The 20,293-nt window shown below is 40.4% G+C and carries 21 protein-coding genes and 1 tRNA gene; 16 read left to right on the top strand and 6 right to left on the bottom strand.

Features of this window, described 5'->3' with window-relative positions:
- The first annotated feature begins 5 nt into the window (after positions 1–5).
- From ACORHT_RS08690 to ACORHT_RS08655, 8 genes are all read left to right on the top strand, one after another.
- Positions 6–1,319: a DUF262 domain-containing protein gene (locus ACORHT_RS08690; RefSeq protein WP_434350052.1), complete on the top strand. Its 1,314-nt coding sequence runs from the start codon at positions 6–8 to the stop codon at positions 1,317–1,319.
- Positions 1,313–3,184, top strand: coding sequence for a GmrSD restriction endonuclease domain-containing protein (locus ACORHT_RS08685; RefSeq protein WP_434350051.1), 1,872 nt, complete (start codon positions 1,313–1,315; stop codon positions 3,182–3,184). Before ACORHT_RS08690 ends, ACORHT_RS08685 begins: the two co-directional genes overlap by 7 nt.
- A 73-nt stretch (positions 3,185–3,257) precedes the next feature.
- A complete protein-coding gene (locus tag ACORHT_RS08680; RefSeq protein ID WP_049504469.1) occupies positions 3,258–3,410 on the top strand; it encodes a hypothetical protein in 153 nt (50 codons plus the stop codon).
- A gap of 21 nt (positions 3,411–3,431) precedes the next feature.
- Positions 3,432–4,673, top strand: a complete 1,242-nt coding sequence (locus ACORHT_RS08675) for an aminopeptidase (protein WP_434350050.1) — start codon at positions 3,432–3,434, stop codon at positions 4,671–4,673.
- 9 nt (positions 4,674–4,682) lie between these two features.
- Complete coding sequence (locus ACORHT_RS08670; RefSeq protein WP_434350049.1) at positions 4,683–4,913, top strand: GlsB/YeaQ/YmgE family stress response membrane protein; 231 nt, start codon at positions 4,683–4,685, stop codon at positions 4,911–4,913.
- 171 nt (positions 4,914–5,084) lie between these two features.
- Positions 5,085–5,993 carry a LysR family transcriptional regulator gene (locus ACORHT_RS08665; RefSeq protein ID WP_049530726.1) on the top strand — a complete coding sequence of 303 codons (909 nt, stop codon included), beginning with the start codon at positions 5,085–5,087 and terminating at the stop codon, positions 5,991–5,993.
- 39 nt (positions 5,994–6,032) lie between these two features.
- The gene (queA, locus tag ACORHT_RS08660) at positions 6,033–7,061 is read left to right on the top strand and encodes a tRNA preQ1(34) S-adenosylmethionine ribosyltransferase-isomerase QueA (protein ID WP_434350837.1); all 1,029 of its coding nucleotides are present in this window, start codon (positions 6,033–6,035) and stop codon (positions 7,059–7,061) included.
- A 179-nt stretch (positions 7,062–7,240) separates the two neighbouring features.
- Positions 7,241–7,792 (top strand): DUF6287 domain-containing protein, encoded by a 552-nt coding sequence (locus ACORHT_RS08655; protein WP_434350048.1) that lies wholly within the window; start codon positions 7,241–7,243, stop codon positions 7,790–7,792.
- Between the two features lie 134 nt (positions 7,793–7,926).
- Here ACORHT_RS08655 and ACORHT_RS08650 read toward each other — a convergent pair whose 3' ends face one another.
- The 4 genes from ACORHT_RS08650 to ACORHT_RS08635 form a co-directional block, all read right to left on the bottom strand.
- On the bottom strand, positions 7,927–8,793 hold the full coding sequence (locus ACORHT_RS08650) for an SDR family NAD(P)-dependent oxidoreductase (RefSeq protein ID WP_434350047.1): 867 nt from the start codon (positions 8,791–8,793) through the stop codon (positions 7,927–7,929).
- A gap of 1 nt (position 8,794) precedes the next feature.
- On the bottom strand, positions 8,795–9,631 hold the full coding sequence (locus ACORHT_RS08645) for an alpha/beta fold hydrolase (RefSeq protein WP_434350046.1): 837 nt from the start codon (positions 9,629–9,631) through the stop codon (positions 8,795–8,797).
- A gap of 13 nt (positions 9,632–9,644) precedes the next feature.
- A complete protein-coding gene (locus ACORHT_RS08640; protein WP_434350045.1) occupies positions 9,645–10,649 on the bottom strand; it encodes an NADP-dependent oxidoreductase in 1,005 nt (334 codons plus the stop codon).
- A gap of 77 nt (positions 10,650–10,726) precedes the next feature.
- Positions 10,727–11,158 carry an Rrf2 family transcriptional regulator gene (locus ACORHT_RS08635; protein ID WP_434350044.1) on the bottom strand — a complete coding sequence of 144 codons (432 nt, stop codon included), beginning with the start codon at positions 11,156–11,158 and terminating at the stop codon, positions 10,727–10,729.
- 452 nt (positions 11,159–11,610) lie between these two features.
- On the opposite strand from ACORHT_RS08635, the gene ACORHT_RS08630 reads away from it, so the two are divergent.
- The gene (locus tag ACORHT_RS08630; protein ID WP_434350043.1) at positions 11,611–12,009 is read left to right on the top strand and encodes a hypothetical protein; all 399 of its coding nucleotides are present in this window, start codon (positions 11,611–11,613) and stop codon (positions 12,007–12,009) included.
- 428 nt (positions 12,010–12,437) lie between these two features.
- Here ACORHT_RS08630 and ACORHT_RS08625 read toward each other — a convergent pair.
- Together ACORHT_RS08625 and ACORHT_RS08620 are read right to left on the bottom strand one after the other, a co-directional pair.
- Positions 12,438–12,510, bottom strand: a tRNA-Lys gene (locus ACORHT_RS08625).
- 263 nt (positions 12,511–12,773) lie between these two features.
- Entirely contained in the window at positions 12,774–14,045 is a 1,272-nt protein-coding gene (locus tag ACORHT_RS08620) for a replication-associated recombination protein A (protein ID WP_414276494.1), read from the bottom strand.
- 115 nt (positions 14,046–14,160) lie between these two features.
- Here ACORHT_RS08620 and ACORHT_RS08615 point away from each other — a divergent pair, with 115 nt between their 5' ends.
- From ACORHT_RS08615 to pepF, 7 genes are all read left to right on the top strand, one after another.
- Positions 14,161–14,631: a DUF3013 family protein gene (locus ACORHT_RS08615; protein ID WP_434350042.1), complete on the top strand. Its 471-nt coding sequence runs from the start codon at positions 14,161–14,163 to the stop codon at positions 14,629–14,631.
- Positions 14,632–14,650: 19 nt separating this feature from the next.
- Positions 14,651–15,718: a M50 family metallopeptidase gene (locus ACORHT_RS08610; protein WP_434350041.1), complete on the top strand. Its 1,068-nt coding sequence runs from the start codon at positions 14,651–14,653 to the stop codon at positions 15,716–15,718.
- Between the two features lies 1 nt (position 15,719).
- Positions 15,720–16,151: an NUDIX hydrolase gene (locus tag ACORHT_RS08605; protein WP_434350040.1), complete on the top strand. Its 432-nt coding sequence runs from the start codon at positions 15,720–15,722 to the stop codon at positions 16,149–16,151.
- Complete coding sequence (locus tag ACORHT_RS08600) at positions 16,144–16,617, top strand: GNAT family N-acetyltransferase (RefSeq protein ID WP_434350039.1); 474 nt, start codon at positions 16,144–16,146, stop codon at positions 16,615–16,617. The genes ACORHT_RS08605 and ACORHT_RS08600 overlap by 8 nt, the downstream gene beginning before the upstream one ends.
- Positions 16,618–16,754: 137 nt before the next feature.
- A complete protein-coding gene (prmA, locus tag ACORHT_RS08595; RefSeq protein WP_434350038.1) occupies positions 16,755–17,705 on the top strand; it encodes a 50S ribosomal protein L11 methyltransferase in 951 nt (316 codons plus the stop codon).
- 1 nt (position 17,706) lies between these two features.
- Entirely contained in the window at positions 17,707–18,450 is a 744-nt protein-coding gene (locus ACORHT_RS08590; protein ID WP_434350037.1) for a 16S rRNA (uracil(1498)-N(3))-methyltransferase, read from the top strand.
- Between the two features lie 10 nt (positions 18,451–18,460).
- On the top strand, positions 18,461–20,254 hold the full coding sequence (pepF, locus tag ACORHT_RS08585; RefSeq protein ID WP_434350036.1) for an oligoendopeptidase F: 1,794 nt from the start codon (positions 18,461–18,463) through the stop codon (positions 20,252–20,254).
- The last annotated feature ends 39 nt before the right edge of the window (positions 20,255–20,293 follow it).

Below are 20,293 nucleotides of genomic sequence, written 5' to 3'. Positions count from 1 at the left end.
ATAAAATGACTATTCAATTTACTTCTAAAAAAGTTGGAGAACTATTGAAAGAAGGAAATTTGCGGATTCCTTCTTATCAAAGACCATATAAATGGAACAGAAAACATATCCGTAATCTTTTTTATGATTTACGAGATGCTATGGGGAAAAAGGAATATCAGATTGGTTCCGTTATCTTGCATGAAAATGATGGATACTTAGATGTTGTCGATGGACAGCAACGGCTAATTTCAATTTCCTTGTTTCTTCATTTATTAGATGATTTAGAGAATTATAAGGGTGCTAAGCAACTGCTGAGTGCTACTGTATTTGGAGAGCTATCTTGCTATCATGCGAGTGAAAATTATAATGAGTGGGAAAATTTGACTCAATTGGTTGGCGAAAATCAGGCAAAAGATATTTGCAATTTTTTATTGAAAAATTGTTCTGTCTCCGTGATTACTATGCCAAAGAAACGATTATCAGAGGCCTTTCAGCTATTTGATTCTCAGAATAATCGTGGAAAATCTCTAGAACCTCATGATTTGCTCAAAGCCTATCATCTTCGCAAGCAAGATACCGAAGATGAAGGAATTGTGGAAAAGTGGGAGCAATTTGTGGAAGATAAAGATTTAAGTCTCAAAGAGTTGTTTGATAAACATCTTTTCCGTATGAGACGTTGGTCTCGAGGAGAGACAGGATTGACAAACAAGCGTTATGGTTCTTATCTCCGTTTTACAGAGGACTTTATTGACGATTTTAAAGGTGTTGATTTGAATCAGAACTTTCCATATCTAGAATTGTATCGTCATATTGAAAAACTCCCCATGTCCATCACTATGCCAATCATTGATGGAAGTAAATTTTTTGAATATATTGAATCTACTCATGAAACTATTAAAGATCATAAAGATTTTTTAAATGAAAAGTTAGGATTTTCTGATGAGTCTGTAGGGGAAGAAAAAAATGTAGCTTACCCAGAAGGCATGTTGAACATTTACAATAGCTCCAAAGGACGCTATCTCAAGTGTCACAATCTGTTTGTAAATATTTGCTCGCTTTTTGCAGATAGATTTGGAAAAGAGGAGCTATCAAAGGAGATAGTAGAGACCTTGTTTATTTGGTCTTACTACCCTAGAGTTAAATCTAAAGCCATATATGATGCGACAGTTGGGAACTATGCTGCTGGTGGAAGGTTTAGACAAAAAGAGGTTCAAAAGCTATTTCAACTTTTATCTCATGCTGTCACTCCCAATGATTTTATGGTCAAAATAGATAGAGAGCTATTTGAAAATTATACTGTGGACAAGATTATAGAAGAGGAAAAAGATAAATGGTAGAAACACATATAAGCTTATCAGTTAATCGTTTATTAAATGAAGATACCTATGCTATTCCTCTTTATCAGAGAAATTTTGCTTGGACTTATGATGAAATTGAACAGTTATTGAACGACGTAGCAGATGCTTCTCAAGAAAATAGAGATAATTACTATATTGGAACATTAGTCGTTAATAAAGAGAATAACATTTTCAAAATCATAGATGGGCAACAGCGGACAACCGCTCTTAATTTGATTGCCCTAGCTTTGAAGCATGAGTTTGGTTTTGATAGATTGAAAGCTGTCAATCTTACCTTCCCAGCTCGGAAGAAATCAAATGAGAATATTCAAAAACTATTTATCAAGCAAAAAATTTCAGAGGATGATGAAAATGAGTTGACTAGAGGTTACGGGCATGCTAAAGATGCCTTAAAAAAAGTGCTAGGAGAGCGTCAGCTTAATCCTCAGTCTTTCGTTGATTATCTTTTTGAGAATGTCATCATTTTTCGGAGTATACTTCCTGAAGATTTAGATTTGAATCTTTATTTCGAACGTTTCAACTCTCGAGGCGAACAACTAGAGGCTCATGAGATTCTTAAGGCGCAAATGATGGCTAAGTTTGGTGAAGATCAAGAAATGGCACAAAAATTTGCGAGAATATGGGATGCTTGCGCAGACTTTGATAAGCCGGTAGCAAGTCAGTTTAAGATGCGGCGGAAGAGAGCAGATGACTTTCAAGAACGTGAACGTATTTTTGGATGGCATTTTACAAATTATTCATTTCATAATATTTATAATGATATTGATTTTCATCAAAATGAAAGAAGAAAGTTATCAGATATATTAGGAAAAAAGATAAATGAAAAAAATATAGAAGTAGAAAAAGATTTTGGTGATTATACTACAATCATTGATTTTCCAACATTCTTACTCCATGTATTGGCAATTGCGGAAGGTAAGAAAACTGATGAGATTCAACTAGATGATAAGAAACTCTTAGCACTATTTGATATAAAAAATAAAGATAAAACTTGGGTTATTGAATTTAGTGAATTTCTTCTTAGAATAAAACATATTTTCGATAATTACATCGTTAGAAACTCGAATACGGATTCTTCAAGTAGAAATAAGGATGAATGGTTTTTACAGAAGGGGGCTTATTATGAATATCAACCTAATGGGAAAGCGAAAGAGCATTACATAGTTGAAGAACGCTTTACTAAGAATACATTTTCAGATTCGGAAAGTAACCAAAACATCATTCTTCTCCAATCCATGTTTGCTGTGACCTTTACTGCCAATCGAGATAGTCGTTGGTTATATGAAATCTTGCAATTCCTGTTTAACCATATTGAAGAGTTAAATCAAACAGAATTTGCTAGTCTCTTTAAGGATTTTCTTGAAAAAATGGCAGTGAGATATGCTGAGGAAAGATTGTTTACTGAAGATAAAACTATCAAAAAATACGGGGCAATTCCTGTTTATGCTTTTAACTTTGTAGATTATGTTTTATGGAAAAATCGTGAAGAATTAAAGAAATCATACGATGTTAAATTTGAAGATTTCAAATTTGCATATCGTCGTTCTATAGAGCATTGGTTTCCACAACATCCAAATAGTGATGAAAGAGTTGAAAAAATTGATGATAAATTTTTGCACTCCTTTGGGAATCTCTGTATCATTACAGATAGTCAAAATTCGAAGTTTGGAAATTTAGTTCCGAGTGCAAAATATAAACAGTGGGAAGGAATTTTCAATCGCCAGAGTTTAAAACTACAGATGATGGCAGATGTAACGGTAAAGAATGATAAATGGGGCATTTGTGAGATTCAATCTATGGAAAAAGAAGTGGAAAGATATGTACACGACTTTTGTGATAGTTAATTAAAAACAAGCTTTATTAGGCTTGTTTTTAAATTTACATCATATGTGATATACTAGTAACGGAGGACATTTCATGAAACTAAGAATTTTTGCGGAAGATAAACCGGCTGAGAAGGTGTTTGAGTACCAATTTGAACTTGCTGATCAGACAATTCTTCTATCGACAGCACTCTTGTCAGGTGCTATTGCTTTGGCAGGATTATTTTCTGCTTTGAAAGAAAAATAAAAATAGAAAAGAGAAAACAGAATGGTTTTACCAAATTTTAAAGAAAACCTAGAAAAATATGCTAAGTTGTTAGTTGCAAACGGAGTTAACGTGCAACCTGGTCATACCTTGGCTCTCTCTATCGATGTGGAGCAACGCGAGTTGGCTCATTTAATCGTCAAAGAAGCCTATGCACTTGGGGCTCACGAAGTTATCGTTCAATGGGCAGATGACTTTGTAAACCGTGAGAAATTCCTTCATGCGCCGATGGAGCGTTTGGACAATGTACCAGAATACAAGATCGCTGAGATGAACTACCTTCTTGAAAACAAAGCAAGTCGTCTCGGTGTTCGTTCTTCTGACCCAGGTGCCTTGAACGGAGTAGATGCTGAAAAGCTCTCAGCTTCTGCCAAAGCTATGGGAATTGCTATGAAGCCAATGCGTATCGCAACTCAATCCAACAAGGTTAGCTGGACTGTAGCAGCAGCGGCTGGACTTGAGTGGGCTAAGAGGGTCTTTCCAAATGCTGCAAGCGACGAAGAAGCAGTCGATCTCCTTTGGGACCAAATCTTCAAAACTTGCCGTATCTACGAAGAAGATCCAGTTAAGGCTTGGGAAGAACATGCTGCTATCCTCAAGAGCAAGGCGGAAATGCTGAATAAAGAGCAATTCTCAGCCCTTCACTACACAGCGCCTGGAACAGATTTGACACTTGGCTTGCCGAAGAACCACGTTTGGGAATCTGCTGGAGCGATCAATGCTCAAGGAGAAGGTTTCTTGCCAAATATGCCAACAGAAGAAGTCTTTACAGCTCCTGACTTCCGTCGCGCAGATGGTTATGTCACTTCTACAAAACCACTCAGCTACAATGGAAATATCATCGAAGGTATCAAGGTGACCTTTGAAAATGGTCAAATCGTTGATATCACAGCTGAAAAGGGTGACCAGGTTATGAAGGACCTCGTCTTTAAGAATGCTGGTGCGCGTGCCTTGGGTGAATGTGCCTTGGTACCAGATCCAAGTCCAATTTCTCAGTCAGGGATTACCTTCTTTAACACCCTTTTCGATGAAAATGCTTCAAACCACTTGGCTATTGGTGCAGCCTATGCAACGAGCGTTGTTGGTGGAGCTGAGATGAGCGAAGAAGAACTTGAAGCTGCAGGACTTAATCGTTCAGATGTTCACGTTGACTTTATGATTGGTTCTAACCAAATGGATATTGATGGTATCCGTGAGGATGGGACACGCGTACCACTCTTCCGCAATGGAGATTGGGCAATTTAAGGAGAAACTATGATTGGAAGTATGTTTGTCGGGCTTTTAATCGGACTACTAGCAGGAGCTATCACCAATCGTGGCGAACGAATGGGCTGCTTCGGGAAAATGTTTCTCGGCTGGATTGGTTCCTTTTTAGGACAATTACTCTTTGGCGCCTGGGGGCCAAACCTAAACGGTACAGCCATTATCCCATCAGTTCTCGGGGCTATGATTTTATTAGCCATCTTCTGGGAAAGAGGAAGCTGAGTTTCGATTAAAAAGCTTGTATAATAATAAAGATTAAAGGAGGTTGGAATTGTTTCAACCTCTTTTTAAAGTGCTAGATAAAGTCATTTGAAAGCACTCATCTAAGCCTTGCCACAGACCTTTCAGTGACTGGTTCTTTTTATATTGCCTCAAGTATGGTACAATAAAAGCATGAGAATTCAACAATTACACTATATTATCAAAATTGTAGAGACTGGTTCGATGAATGAAGCTGCCAAGCAACTTTTCATTACTCAGCCTAGTCTGTCAAATGCAGTTCGTGACCTAGAAAATGAGATGGGAATTGAGATTTTTATCCGAAATCCTAAGGGAATTACCCTTACACGTGATGGAATGGAGTTTCTATCCTATGCCCGTCAGGTTGTCGAGCAAACTCAACTCCTAGAAGAACGTTATAAGAATCCAATCGCTCATCGCGAGCTTTTTAGTGTGTCTTCGCAACACTATGCCTTCGTGGTTAATGCCTTTGTTTCCTTACTTAAGAAAAGCGATATGGAAAAGTACGAGCTTTTTTTGCGTGAAACCAGAACCTGGGAGATTATCGACGACGTCAAGAACTTCCGCAGTGAAGTAGGAGTCCTCTTTTTAAATAGCTATAACCGAGATGTTCTTTCAAAGATGTTGGATGACAATCATCTAGTGGCCCATCCTCTCTTTACAGCGCAGCCCCATATCTTTGTCAGCAAGACCAACCCTCTTGCCAAAAAAGACAAGGTGCAGTTGGCAGACCTAGAAGACTTCCCTTACTTGAGCTATGACCAAGGAACCCATAATTCCTTCTATTTCTCAGAAGAGATTTTGTCACAAGAACACCACAAGAAATCCATCGTGGTTAGTGACCGTGCGACCTTGTTCAATCTCTTGATTGGTTTGGACGGCTATACCATCGCGACAGGTATCCTCAATAGTAATCTTAATGGGGACAATATTGTCTCGATTCCACTTGATATTGATGATCCCATTGAGCTGGTTTATATCCAGCATGAAAAGACTAGCTTGTCTAAGATGGGTGAACGCTTCATCGAGTATTTGCTTGAAGAAGTTCGTTTTGATAGCTAATCGTAAGTACATTAGAAAAGAAAAGGAAATATGACTACAATGAATACCAATGATTTTGACTTTCACTTGCCAGAGGAATTGATTGCTCAGACGCCTTTGGAAAAGCGCGATGCCTCTAAACTCTTGATGGTCAATCGCAAAACAGGTGAATTTCAAGATCGCCACTTTCACTCCATTATTGAAATGCTAGAGCCAGGTGATGCCCTGGTTATGAATGATACCCGTGTCTTGCCAGCTCGACTTCATGGTCAAAAAGAAGAAACAGGGGGCCATGTTGAACTCTTGCTTTTGAAAAATACAGCAGGAGACGAATGGGAGGTCTTGGCTAAACCAGCTAAACGTCTCAAGGTCGGCACCCGTGTTATCTTTGGTGATGGTCGACTTAGCGCAGTCGTGACTGAGGAATTAACCCATGGTGGTCGTATTGTCCGTTTTGAGTATGAAGGAATTTTCCTAGAAGTACTTGAAAGTCTTGGAGAAATGCCTTTGCCTCCTTATATTCATGAAAAATTGGATGACCGTGAACGTTACCAGACAGTCTATGCTAAGGAGAGTGGATCAGCAGCAGCCCCAACTGCAGGGCTACATTTTACCAAAGAATTACTAGAAGAAATCCAGCAAAAAGGCGTTCACCTAGTCTACCTGACCTTGCACGTTGGACTTGGGACCTTTAGACCTGTTTCAGTAGATAATCTGGATGAGCACGAGATGCACTCAGAGTTTTATCAATTGTCTGAGGAAGCTGCAGCGACCTTGCGTCAGGTCAAAGAAAATGGTGGCCGTGTCATTGCTGTGGGGACAACCTCTATCCGTACACTAGAGACTATCGGAAGCAAGTTTGACGGCCAAATCCAGGCCGATTCTGGCTGGACTAATATCTTTATCAAGCCGGGCTATGACTGGAAGGTGGTGGATGCTTTTTCTACTAATTTCCATTTGCCGAAGTCTACCTTGGTTATGCTCGTTTCTGCCTTTGCAGGCCGTGAATTGGTCCTCAAAGCCTACCAGCATGCTATCGATGAAAAATACCGTTTCTTTAGCTTTGGCGATGCCATGTTTATCTACTAAAAATAGAAGAGCTAATTCCTGATTGGATTAACCTTTTTTGATGTCAAATAGCTATTGAATTATATGGAAATAAATGATACACTGAAAACTAGGGCTTAGCCGTCAAAAATATATGTAATTTCGGACTAGCCATTTTAGATTCAGACTAAACTGGGTCATCATTTCAAAAGGAGATTTTTATGAAAAACAAAACATTGCGTTATACTAGTCTTTCAGCCCTTACTTTGCTGGCGGTCTTGACATTAGCTGCTTGTGGTGGAAAGGCTGACAAGAATACTTCAGCTTCAAATCAGGAGAATACTTCCTCTAAAGTGACAAAGGAATCGTCGAACAAAACAGAAGCTAGCCAAAAAGAGGAACAGAAGTCTGATACAAGTTCTTCAAGCGCTACAGCTACTCAAACTGAGACAAAGACGGAAAATCAAAAAGATTATTCTAAATTCCTTGGAACTTGGGAGAATTATGCAGGAACAACAGCTACGATTACAGCTGACGGCATCGTGACTATACAGAGTTCAAAAGGAACTTTTAAATATGAGATGGATCAAGTAGAGGAGAAGGACGGTTACTATCTGACAGGAATTCATCTTGTTGGAGGCGGAGAAGGAGCACGCCTGATCTTTACTCCAGCTGGAGTCCAAAATGAATTAACAGGTACAGACGGTAGCCAAGATGTCTTGGCAATCGGCCAATCACTAAGCGACAAAGATAGTCATTTTTACCGTAATTAAGAGTGAAAAGAAGAAGTGGGACAAACCGGTGGTTCACTTTTTGGATAAATAGATTCTGACCTTGACTAGACAACGAATATAAAAAGCCTTGATTTCTAAGGCTTTTTATATTCAACTAGAAGTAATCGAACTGGTTAAACAGTTGTTTTAAACAACTCAATTTTATCATTACAGTAAGTGATTAAATCTTGAGCTTTCTCAAAAGTATAGCCTTTTTCAGATACAGATTTCACTTTCTTCTCATCAAAATAGTAGCCAGTCAAATCAGTGATTTCTTCTGACAATGTAAGATAGTAGCCTGTTTCAATTCCCTCGTCTAGATTTTTGGAAAATGACTTCATCAAGCGTCCGAAGAGAGACTTTTTAGTCTTTTCATCACTGGAATCACTCCCCAAGTTGGTTGAAATCAAACCTGGATGGTAGGTATTGATGGTGATGTTTGAACCTTTTAAAAAGAAGTCTCTTGCCAGATAACGTGTCATCCAAATGGTATAGAGTTTGGAATTATTATAGGCCAATCCGGGATTATAGTTGTTCTCAAATCCAAAGTCTAAATCCTTGACCTTGGCAAAATGATGCATATAGGAAGAAGTATTAATGACACGGCCGTCAGACGCTTTTTCTAACAAGGAACTTAGCTCAGTTGTTAATATATAGGGAACCAGAACAGATAGCATAAAAGTCAACTCGACATTTTCAGCACTCGCTTTTCGTTCTTTTCCAGCATACAGGCCAGCATTGTTAAACAAGACATCAATACTTTGAAAGTCTCGCTTGATTTCCTCTACAAATCTATAAACATCATCTAATTTTGAAAACTCTGCCAAATAACTCGAAACTCTGCCTCTCAAGGAAACTGCCCGAACCTCTTGAGTAGCCAATTCCAACTTTTGAGGATTTCGACCATGGAGGATGACATGATGCCCTTCACTAGCCAGTTTCTTTGCCAAATGTTTACCAATACCGTCAGTAGCGCCTGTTATTAGAATCGTTTTGACCATATTAGTCCTCCAAGAAAGCTTTTAATTCTTTTGAAAATTCGTCTGCATATTGGAAAATCGAACCGTGGCCAGCATTTGGATAGATGATCAGCTTACTATCTTTTATTTTCTCATGCATATCATAAGAATTTTCCGTTGGAACCTGCATATCCTTATCACCATTGACGATTAAGGTTGGTTGGGTGATGAATTGAAGGTCGTCCTGCGAATCTTTTCCCCAACGTTTAATAGCTTTGAGTTGAGTTAGGAATCCTGATAGGTTCATGTCTTTATCCGCAAATTCCTTTGTTCTCATACCCATTCGTCCTAGGACTTTCAAAGCTTCAATTTTCCCTTGTTCATCATGATTATAGAAGATATAGCGTTTAGGATCGATGCACTCGAGTCCCGCTTTAAACATATAGTTAAAGGTTTTCCCTGTGACCTTATCGACCTCTTTTCCACCTCGAGGTCCTGTTCCAGCCAAAATCAAACGGTTCACTAGAGGAGGATTGATTCGGATGATTTCTTGGGCAATCATTCCTCCCATAGAAAGGCCAAGAAGATTGATTTTATCGCAACCAAGCGCTTTTACAAAGTCAATTGTCTGCTTAGCCATTCCAGGAATCGTCGAAGCAACTTTGCCCTGACTAGCTCCAACACCAGGAAGATCGACTACAATGACATGGTGCTTTTCAGCAATCAAGTCTAAGAGTTTAGGATCCCAGTTATCGAGAGTTGCTGCCAAATGGACCAGCATCAGAAGAGGTAGTTTTGATTTGCCTTTGCTGAGTTCGCGATAGGCGATTTTGTTTCCGTCGACAGTGATGTATTGAGTTTTAGTTGTAAGATATGACATTGTGTTTTCCTTTTTATTTCTTAAAGCTGAGAACTGTTTTTCCACGTGAGCGACCATTAGCGACCTTGTCTAAGGCGCTATTTACCTCTTCAAATGGATAGACTGTATCGATAGATGGCTTGATTTCTAATTTACTAAAGAGGTCAGCGACCTCTTGTAATTGAGCGCCATTGCTTTCTACAAAGATAAAATGATAGTGAACACCGTATTTGTCAGCCATCTTATCAAATTTGCGACCGGCTAAGCCAAGTAGGATCTGTTTCCATTTTGGCAGGTTCATGCGTTTGGCAAAGTCACCATTTGGCATAGCACGGAGGGAAACAAGCTGACCACCTTTTTTCATGATAGACATTTGTTTTTCAGTCTCAGCGCCCCCAAGAGTATCGAGAACATAATCAACCTGGCTAACAGTTTTTGTATAATCCTCTGTTTTGTAATCTATAAAGCGGTCTGCTCCTAGGTTCAATACACGCTCAGCACTATCTCCAGCCCCATTGGTGATGACTGTCAAACCTTTAGCCTTGGCAATCGGAATGGCCATGCCGCCGACACCGCCTGTACCACCAGAGATAAAGATGGTTTTGCCAGCTTGAGCACCCATGAGTTCTAAGGCTTGCATAATGGTTAAGGCAGTCAAAGGCACAGCAGCGGCTTCCTCGTCAGACAGATAGTCTGGAACCTTGGCCAAGGCTTGGCTATCGACAGCTAGGTATTCTGCAAAGGCACCGATGTGGTCGAGTGGGAGACGCCCAAAAACTCGGTCTCCGACTTTGAGATTCTTGACTTGGCTACCGATCTCTTCAATGATACCGACCACTTCATTACCTGCAGTATGTGGGAGTTTGTAAGGGACGATCATCTTAACTTCTCCTCGGGAAATCATGTTATCCAGAGGATTAACACCAGCTGCGGTGACTTTGACCAAAACTTCTTTGTCTGTGATACTTGGTTTAGCGATTTTTGTGATGTTCAGTGTGATATTCTTTTTGTTGTATGATGTATGTTGTGCAGCTTTCATTGTCTTCTCTTTTCTATTTTTTGTTGTATCTGATATAGATACAAGTGTAGTCTTTTTAAAACTGATCTGCATGCAAATCAGTTTCGTTTTTGTTTGGCTTCTTTATAAAGATTGTCAATGACATCTTCTAAGGTTTGCTGGGCTAGTTCCTTCTCAAGTTGAGCTTCAGCGCTAGCAAATAGTGGCGAGACGGCAGCCTGGATATGTTTCCCTACTGGGCAATCCGGATTGCTATTTTGATGAACGGGAAATAGGCTGATGTGGTTGACTTCTTGTGTGGCAAAATAAATTTCAAGTAAGGTCATTTCCTTTGGGGACTTACTAAGTTGATAACCCGTTTTTCCTTGATGGGAAGTAATCAGGCCTGCATTTTTCAATAAGGCGATTACCTTTCGAATGTAACTCGCATTGGTGCCAACGCTTGTTGCTAGTGCTTGAGAACTTAAGGTATCCTTGCTCTCACTAATCATGGTTAGGATATGTAAGGCTACTGAAAATTTTGTATCCATATAAACTCCTTTAGATAACTTGTATCCGATACAAGAACAAGTATAACACAAATAAAAAGAAAAGCAAGACTTTTGTTTTAAATTTTTTGAAGAGTGTCATAAGATTAATGATGTCTGGAAAGAAAGTTCATAAAAAATAGTGGGTCAAATCTACTTTAGAATAACAAAAAAGCCTTGGAACTCAAGACTTTTCCTGTTGATTTAGATGCCCCCTGCAAGAAGATCTTTATTTTTGTATAGAAGAAAATGATATCAGATACTTGGGATAGAAGAATCTTATTGCGTACTAAATCTGACAAAATTGACAAAGTTACATAAATTTGCTATAATAATTTTATATAAGGATTGTAAGTGAATTATTAAAACTAAGAATATCCTATAAATAACAAGCTAACCTTGTTGCTTGCTGTAAAATAGAAACAAGTTGTATAAATAGAAAGTGAGAATACTATATGAGAATAACAAGTTTTAGAGATATGGACACCACTGAAGATTTTGAATTTGTAGATGAAAAAATGAGTGAGTATTTCCGTTGGGGAATTGCTGATTTCTATTCGCTTCAACAAGCAACCTATTGGATCGGGGATATCTTGAGAAAAGAACCTAGTGCTAATTTTGAAGTAAGAGCACGACTCTCAGATTGTGATGATGTAGATGAATATGAAAGAATCATATTATATGAAGGGGATCAGTGTTTTGATTCTTGGTTTTTAGAAGAGAAAGCAAGCTTCATGGCACCATATTCTATGGTACTATTTCTCAATAAGGATACGAATGTGGCATATGCTATTGAAAAAAATGAATTTGATGATCCTGGACATGTGAAGTATTTATGTGAGATAAGAAAATAAATCAGAGAGTTGAAAAACTCTCTTTAAATTTAGTTATTAGTATGTTGATAATTTTATTTTTCAAAACCTTTTGATAAGAAGAAGGCGACCGACCATAATATAGTTATGGAAATCAAACACAATAAAATACTTGTATTACTATTTATTAATCTCTTCTTGATTGTGCTGGTTTTATTACATACCCAAGAATGTAATAAAACAGTATGAGCAGATAATGTTTTCCTAGAAGCATTTACTTTTTCTGCGGATTTATATTCATCAAAAGAGTCTCAGGCTATAGAAGAAAAGCAGTATATGGTCATACACTACAAGAGAAAATAAATGAAGAATTTGATAACGTTAGAAAACTTTTATAATTATTTGGTACAAAAAACAAAATGACAAGCAAAAAAAGCCTTGAAACCAAGGCTTTTTCCTGTTGATTTAGATGCCCCCTGCAGGGCTCGAACCTGCGACCCATAGATTAAGAGTCTACTGCTCTACCAACTGAGCTAAGGAGGCAAACAAAAAGCTGTATTGGTGCCGAAACTTCACGGTTTGTATTGAACCCGCGCAATTAAGCAGGTGGGCAACTCGCTCTAACTGAAGCTGTTTCCGTGTGAGACGGCCTACATGCTGTTAGAAGACTTTTGTTTCCCTAATAATACAAAAAATAGTCGGTCAACACTTAAGTGTGAGGTCGTACACCACAGCGTTTCTATGTTTATATAATACCACTTTTTCAAAAAAAATCAAGGGGTAAATGTAATTATTTGGAAAGGATTTCACAAATTTCGTAATTTATCAATGGTTTCCTTGCGTTGAGCTAGGGCTCGTTCGTATTTCCCAGTATCTTCTGGTGAGAAGTAGCTATGGTCGCGGATTTTTTCTGGCAAATAATCTTGTTTGACCCAGTGACCAGGATAGCTATGAGGATAGAGGTAGTTTTGAGCATTGCCCAGTTCCTTACTACCGCTATAGTGACCATCTCGAAGATGTCTTGGAATCGGTAGGTGACCAGACGTTTTAAGGTCGGCCAGAGCCTTATCCATAGCTACATAGGCTGTGTTTGACTTGGGCGAGAGTGCCAGATCAATGACGACATTGGCAATGAGAATGCGAGCCTCTGGGAAACCGATCCTCTGCGCAGCATCTAAGGCAGTGACGGTATGGATCTGAGCATCGGGATTGGCTAAGCCGATATCTTCATAGGCAATCACAGTCAAACGACGTGCCAGGCTAGGAAGGTCACCAGCCTCTATCAAGCGAGCAGCATAGTGGAGACTAGCATCCACATCCGAACCTCGAATGGATTTCTGCAGAGCTGAGAGAACATCGTAGTGTCCGTCTCCATCCTTATCCATGGTGATGTAGCTTCTCTGCAGACTATTTTCCATAATATCGAGCGTGATATGGCGGATGCCTTCGTCATTTGCCGGAGTAGAAAGAACTGCCAAATCCAGCGAGTTGAATGCAGAACGGAGGTCTCCATTGGTAGATGTTGCGATAAAATCAAGGGCATCATCATCTAACTCAACTGGGAAATCAAAACCTCGTTCAGGATCAGTCAGGGCGATTTGAATGGCTTCTTTGACATCTTGGTTAGACAGAGGTTCCAACTCAAAAATCTGAACCCGACTACGGATGGCTGGGGTGACAGAAAAGAAAGGATTTTCAGTTGTCGCCCCAATCATGATAACCAATCCACTTTCCAAGAGAGGAAGGAGAAAGTCTTGCTTGGTTTTGTCGAGACGATGGATCTCGTCAAGGAGTAGTACAAGGCCTCCTGAGAATTTAGCTTCCTCGGCGATTTCTTGGAGACGTTTTTTGCTATCAACTGTCGCATTAAAGGTCCGAAAGGCATACTTGGTCGTTCCAGCGATGGCTGAAGCGATACTGGTTTTTCCGATGCCCGGAGGTCCATAAAGAATCATGGATGACAGGCGGTTAGCTTCCACCATGCGACGGATGATTTTTCCTGGGCCCACCAGATGCTCTTGACCGATGACCTGGTCAATGGTTTTGGGGCGCATACGAAGCGCGAGATTGTCTGGCATAGCAGTCCTTTCTAACATGGATTTTCTGATACTAATGTGGTAATATGGTAGTATCTATTTTAGCATATTTCCGAGTATTCGGGGCGATTTAAGAGTCGTATAGAAAGAGGACAAAATGGCAACATACGGATTTTTAGATGTTTTAGAAGAAGAGTTGGACAAGAACTTTCCTTTTGATTATGAGATTAGTTGGGATAAGCGCAATCATGCGGTAGAAGTGAGTTTTTTACTTGAAGCGCAAAATGCCGCAGGAGTGGAGATGCTGGATGAGGACGGAGAGGTGTCGTCAGACGATATCCTTTTTGAAGAAGCGGTGCTTTTTTACAACCCTGCCAAGTCAACAGTTAATGTAGAAGACTATCTCACAGTCATCCCTTACCTGCCTAAGAAAGGTTTTTCTCGTGAATTTTTAGCTTATTTTGCGCTATTTCTCAAAGATACTGCAGAGGTTGGACTAGATGCCCTCATGGACTTTTTGGAAGACCCAGAAGCAGAAGAATTTGTCATGGAATGGAACCAAGAAGTCTTTGAAGAAGGGAAAGCAGGCTTGGAAGAGGGAGAATTTTACCCTTATCCGAGATATTAGGAGTTGGTTGGAGATTTTTATGAAGAAAATTGGGACTTATTTGGTTTATGTGCTAGCTTTTGCCTTTATTATGCTAGCTTTTGCTTGTGGAACCATCGCATTTGCAGAGTTGGGATATTCCGCAGTTTTAGCCTTTACTTTTGGTTATGCCTTCGCTCTTCTAAGCATGTATGTGATCTTTATTCTTCATGAGCTGGGACATGCCTTTTGTGGTTACTTGACAGGCTATAGGCTAGTAGCTTTTGGATTAGGCAACTTTCTTTTGGTTAAAAAGTCAGGCAAGTTTTATCTTAGCCGAACAGCTGTTCTCAAAAATGTTGGCGCTCAATACATTGGTTTAAAAGAGGACGAAAACGATCAAAGAATCATCCTGATGCTTTCAGGAGGCTTGATGGTTCATCTCAGCTTGATATTATTGGCGATAGTGTTTGGATTTTTGACAAGAAGCTGGTATTTTGCAGGGACTTGGATTTTTCTTAATTTGTCTTTCTTTCTAAATAACATTTTGCCAGTCGGCATCACCGATGGAGCAAAAATAGTAGAAATGATGCGGCATCCTGAGAATGTGACTTATGCTTATGTGATGTTGAGGCATTCTGCTCAAACTTTGCTGGCTCCTCAAGAATATGATTTGAAAGATTTTGTTCAACCAGTTCCTGAGGATGCAAAAGGGAGCTTTGTTGGTAGTGTATCAGCACTACAGGGATTAGTTTTTATCATGGAGGGTAAGTTTGAGTCAGCTAAAAAGCACTTGCAAACTTTACTTGAAAATACAGATAACTCAATGATTAGAACAATTTCTCAGTTATACCTTCTTCAAGTAACCTTGCTAGAAGGAGATAATAAGAAAGCGGAAGAATATGCAAGCATTCGAGGAGTCAAATCCTTTTTATCTCTAAAAACAGCAGATATGCAGGTCATTCAAGCTTGGTATCAATTTAAGGTAAAGAAAGATGTAGTTCAAACTCACAAGGCTATGAAGATTGCTAGACAGAAAATGAATAGCAGCCGAATGCTGCGGGATGAGAAAAGATATTATGAAAACTGGTTAGCCGAGCTGGAAAAGGAATTAGCCGAAGGAGTCTAATATGGAAATAGAAATTTCTGATTTTACAGGCTCTAAAATTGCCTTGATTTGTGGGGATAAGGTCTTGACTATCTTACGTGATGACAAGGACAATATCCCTTGTCCCAACATGTGGGAGTTGCCAGGTGGTGGCCGCGAAGGGGACGAGAGCCCTTTTGAGTGCGTGGCGCGTGAAGTTAATGAAGAACTGGGAATTCATTTAAATGAAGAATGCCTACTTTGGAGTAAAGTCTATCCCAGCATGCTCTGTGAAGGTCGGCAGTCTGTCTTTATGGTTGGTCAGCTCAGTCAAGAACAGTTTGACAGTATCGTATTTGGAGATGAAGGACAGGGATATCAGCTGATGAATGTTGAGGAATTTCTTAGTTCCAGTCAAGTTATCCCTCAGTTGCAGAATAGAGTGAGAGATTATTTGGAGGAAGAGTATGATTAGACTTGAACGAGCAGGAGCAGAGGATTTGGAGACCATCATTGCGATTCAAAGAGCTAGCTTTAAGGCTGTTTATGACAAATACCAAGATGAATACGATCCTTATCTGGAGGACCGTGAACGAATTAAGTGGAAACTAGTCGAGCGTCCCAATAGCTATTACTACTTTGTGAAAGAAAAGGATGAAAACATCGGATTTTTACGAGTTCAGACCAATGACGAGTTAACGAAAGCTTGGTTGGGAACGGCAGCGATTTTGCCCCAGTATCAAGGAAAAGGTTATGGCTCTGAGGGATTGCGCTTGCTAGAAGAGGAATTTCCAACCGTTAGACAGTGGGATTTGTGTACAGTATTACAGGATGAAGGTATGGTTGCTTTCTATGAGAAGAACGGCTACCATCAAACCCATATTGAACCTGAAAAAGAAGGCATGGATATGGTATACATGAAAAAATGCATAGAGAAATAGAAAGGATAGTTCAGTTACATTTCTAAACTGAACTCGCCTTAAACACTGTGCCAAAAAGATAAACTTCTCTTATACACAAGCGTCTTCAGAGAAGTTTCTATTTTGGCTTTGTGTTTTACGGGCTTGGTATCTTAATGATGGAAACATGGCAAGAGTTAAAAGTTACAGTTAAGCGTGAGGGAGAGGAGTTGGTTTCCAATCTCTTGATTGAGCTAGGAGCGCAAGGTGTTGCGATCGAAGATAGTATGGACTATGTGGGAAATGTTGACCGCTTCGGCGAGATTTTCCCAGAGGTCGAGCAGCAAGAAGAAATCGTAGTGACAGCCTACTATCCTGATACAGTTGATGTGGCAGTGGTTGAGACAGACTTGCAGGCTCGCATATCAGAATTGACGGATTTTATGGATTTGGGAGAGGTCAAAATGGGGACGACTGCCTTGGCTGAGGAAGACTGGGCAGACAACTGGAAGAAATACTATGAACCAGCTCGTATCACTCATGATTTGACCATCGTTCCCTCTTGGACAGACTATGAGGCGACTGCTGGGGAAAAGATTATCAAGCTGGATCCAGGTATGGCTTTTGGTACGGGGACCCATCCAACCACTAAGATGAGCCTCTTTGCCTTGGAACAGGTTCTTCGTGGTGGCGAAACGGTGCTAGATGTGGGTACTGGCTCAGGTGTCCTTTCTATTGCCAGCTCGCTGCTTGGTGCTAAGGAAATTTTCGCCTACGACCTGGATGATGTAGCAGTTCGAGTTGCTCAGGAAAATATTGAGCTCAACCCTGGTATGGAAAACATCCATGTAGCAGCAGGAGATTTGCTTAAGGGAGTTGAGATTGAGGCAGATGTGATTGTAGCTAATATCTTGGCGGATATCCTTATTCATTTGACACAGGATGCTTACCGCTTGGTCAAGGACGAAGGCTACCTCATCATGAGTGGGATTATCAAGGACAAGTGGGACATGGTGCGCGAGTCGGCTGAGTCAGCTGGATTTTTCCTTGAAACCCACATGGTTCAAGGGGAATGGAATGCCTGTGTCTTTAAGAAAACCAAGGATATTTCAGGTGTGATTGGAGGCTAGCATGCAGCAGTATTTTGTCAAGGGGAGTGCAGTCTCTCCTGTCACCATCGAGGACAAGGAAACTAGCAAGCATATGTTTCAGGTTATGCGCCTGAAAGAAGATGATGAGGTCGCTTTAGTATTTGATGATGGCATTAAGCGTTTGGCGCGCGTGGTCAATGTGGAGGCGCGTCAGTTTGAGCTGCTCGAAGAATTAGCTGACAATGTGGAACTGCCAGTCCAAGTGACCATCGCATCTGGTTTTCCCAAGGGAGATAAGTTGGAGTTTATCACTCAAAAGGTGACGGAACTAGGTGCCAGTCAGATTTGGGCCTTCCCTGCAGACTGGTCAGTTGCTAAATGGGACGGTAAAAAACTAGAGAAAAAAGTCGAGAAACTAGAAAAAATCGCCCTTGGAGCAGCCGAGCAAAGCAAGCGCAACTTTGTCCCAAACCTCACCCTTTTTGAGAAGAAAGCAGATTTTCTAGCCCAACTTGACCAGTTTGATCGTATCGTGGTGGCCTATGAAGAGTCGGCTAAAGAAGGTGAATCAGCCGCACTTATACAAGCAGTTGCTGGACTGGAAAAAGGAGCTAAATTGCTCTTTATCTTTGGTCCAGAAGGTGGTCTCTCACCTGCAGAAATCGAGAGTTTTGAAGCTAAAGGAGTAGTCTTGGCAGGTCTTGGTCCTCGTATTTTGCGAGCAGAAACAGCACCGCTTTATGCCCTGTCAGCTATCAGTGTTTTATTAGAATTAGAGAAATAAGAGGAAGAAAATGGAACAAAAACACCGTTCAGAATTTCCCGAAAAGGAACTTTGGGATTTGACAGCCCTATACCAAGACCGCGAGGATTTCTTGCGTGCGATTGAGAAGGCACGTGAAGATATCAATCAATTTAGTCGTGACTATAAGGGCAATCTTCACACTTTTGAAGATTTCGAGAAGGCCTTTGCAGAATTGGAACAAATCTACATTCAGATGAGCCATATCGGCAATTACAGCTTTATGCCTCAGACGACAGACTATAGTAATGAAGATTTTGCCAATATCGCCCAAGCTGGGATGGAGTTTCAAACAGATGCCAGTGTAGCCTTAACTTTCTTTGATGACGCTTTGGTAGAAGCAGATGAAGAAGTCTTGGACCGTTTGGGTGAATTGCCACACTTGACGTCGGCTATTCGTCAGGCGAAAATCAAAAAAGCCCACTATCTTGGGGCGGATGTGGAAAAGGCCTTGACCAATCTAGGTGAAGTTTTCTATAGTCCACAGGATATCTATACTAAGATGCGAGCTGGAGATTTTGAAATGGCTGACTTTGAGGCCCATGGAAAAACCTACAAAAACAGTTTTGTGACCTATGAGAACTTCTACCAAAACCATGAAGATGCTGAAGTTCGTGAGAAATCCTTCCGTTCCTTCTCAGAAGGACTACGTAAGCACCAAAATACGGCAGCCGCAGCGTATTTAGCCCAAGTCAAGTCTGAAAAACTCTTGGCAGATATGAAGGGGTACGACTCCGTCTTTGACTATCTTCTAGCTGAGCAAGAAGTAGATCGTGCTATGTTTGATCGTCAGATTGATCTCATCATGAAGGACTTTGCGCCAGTTGCTCAGCGATATCTCAAGCATGTTGCCAAGGTCAATGGTCTTGAGAAGATGACCTTTGCCGACTGGAAATTGGATTTGGATAGTGCTCTTAATCCAGAGGTTAGCATTGATGATGCCTATGATTTGGTCATGAAATCAGTCGCACCATTGGGTCAAGAATACAGTCAAGAAATTGCTCGCTATCAAGAAGAACGCTGGGTGGACTTTGCTGCTAATAGTGGTAAGGATTCTGGTGGCTATGCAGCTGATCCATACCGTGTGCATCCTTATGTTCTCATGAGCTGGACAGGTCGTTTGAGCGATGTTTATACCTTGATTCATGAAATTGGTCACTCTGGTCAATTCATCTTTTCTGACAACCACCAGAGCTATTTTAATGCTCACATGTCTACCTACTATGTCGAAGCACCGTCAACCTTCAATGAATTGCTTTTAAGTGATTACTTGGAGCACCAGTCTGACGACCCACGTCAAAAACGCTTCGCTCTGGCTCACCGCTTGACAGACACCTACTTCCATAACTTTATCACTCACCTTTTGGAAGCAGCCTTCCAGCGTAAAGTGTATACATTGATTGAAGAAGGAGAAACTTTCGGAGCAAGCAAACTCAACAGCATTATGAAGGAAGTTTTGACCGATTTCTGGGGAGATGCCATTGAAATCGATGATGATGCAGCTTTGACTTGGATGCGCCAAGCTCACTACTACATGGGCTTGTATAGTTACACTTACTCAGCAGGACTAGTTATCTCGACTGCAGGTTATCTCCATCTGAAACATTCGGAAACTGGAGCTGAAGACTGGCTCAATCTCCTCAAATCAGGTGGTAGCAAAACACCACTTGAGTCAGCTATGATTATTGGAGCCGATATTTCAACAGATAAACCACTCCGTGATACCATTCAATTCTTGTCTGATACAGTTGACCAAATTATCGCCTACAGTGCGGAGGGGGAGTAAAGGAATAGAAAGGCTGTTTTAGAATAATGCTCCTGGGTT

The organism is Streptococcus sp. KHUD_014 (assembly GCF_051106275.1).
Lineage (GTDB): Bacteria > Bacillota > Bacilli > Lactobacillales > Streptococcaceae > Streptococcus.
This window is presented reverse-complemented; position numbering and strand designations above follow the sequence as displayed.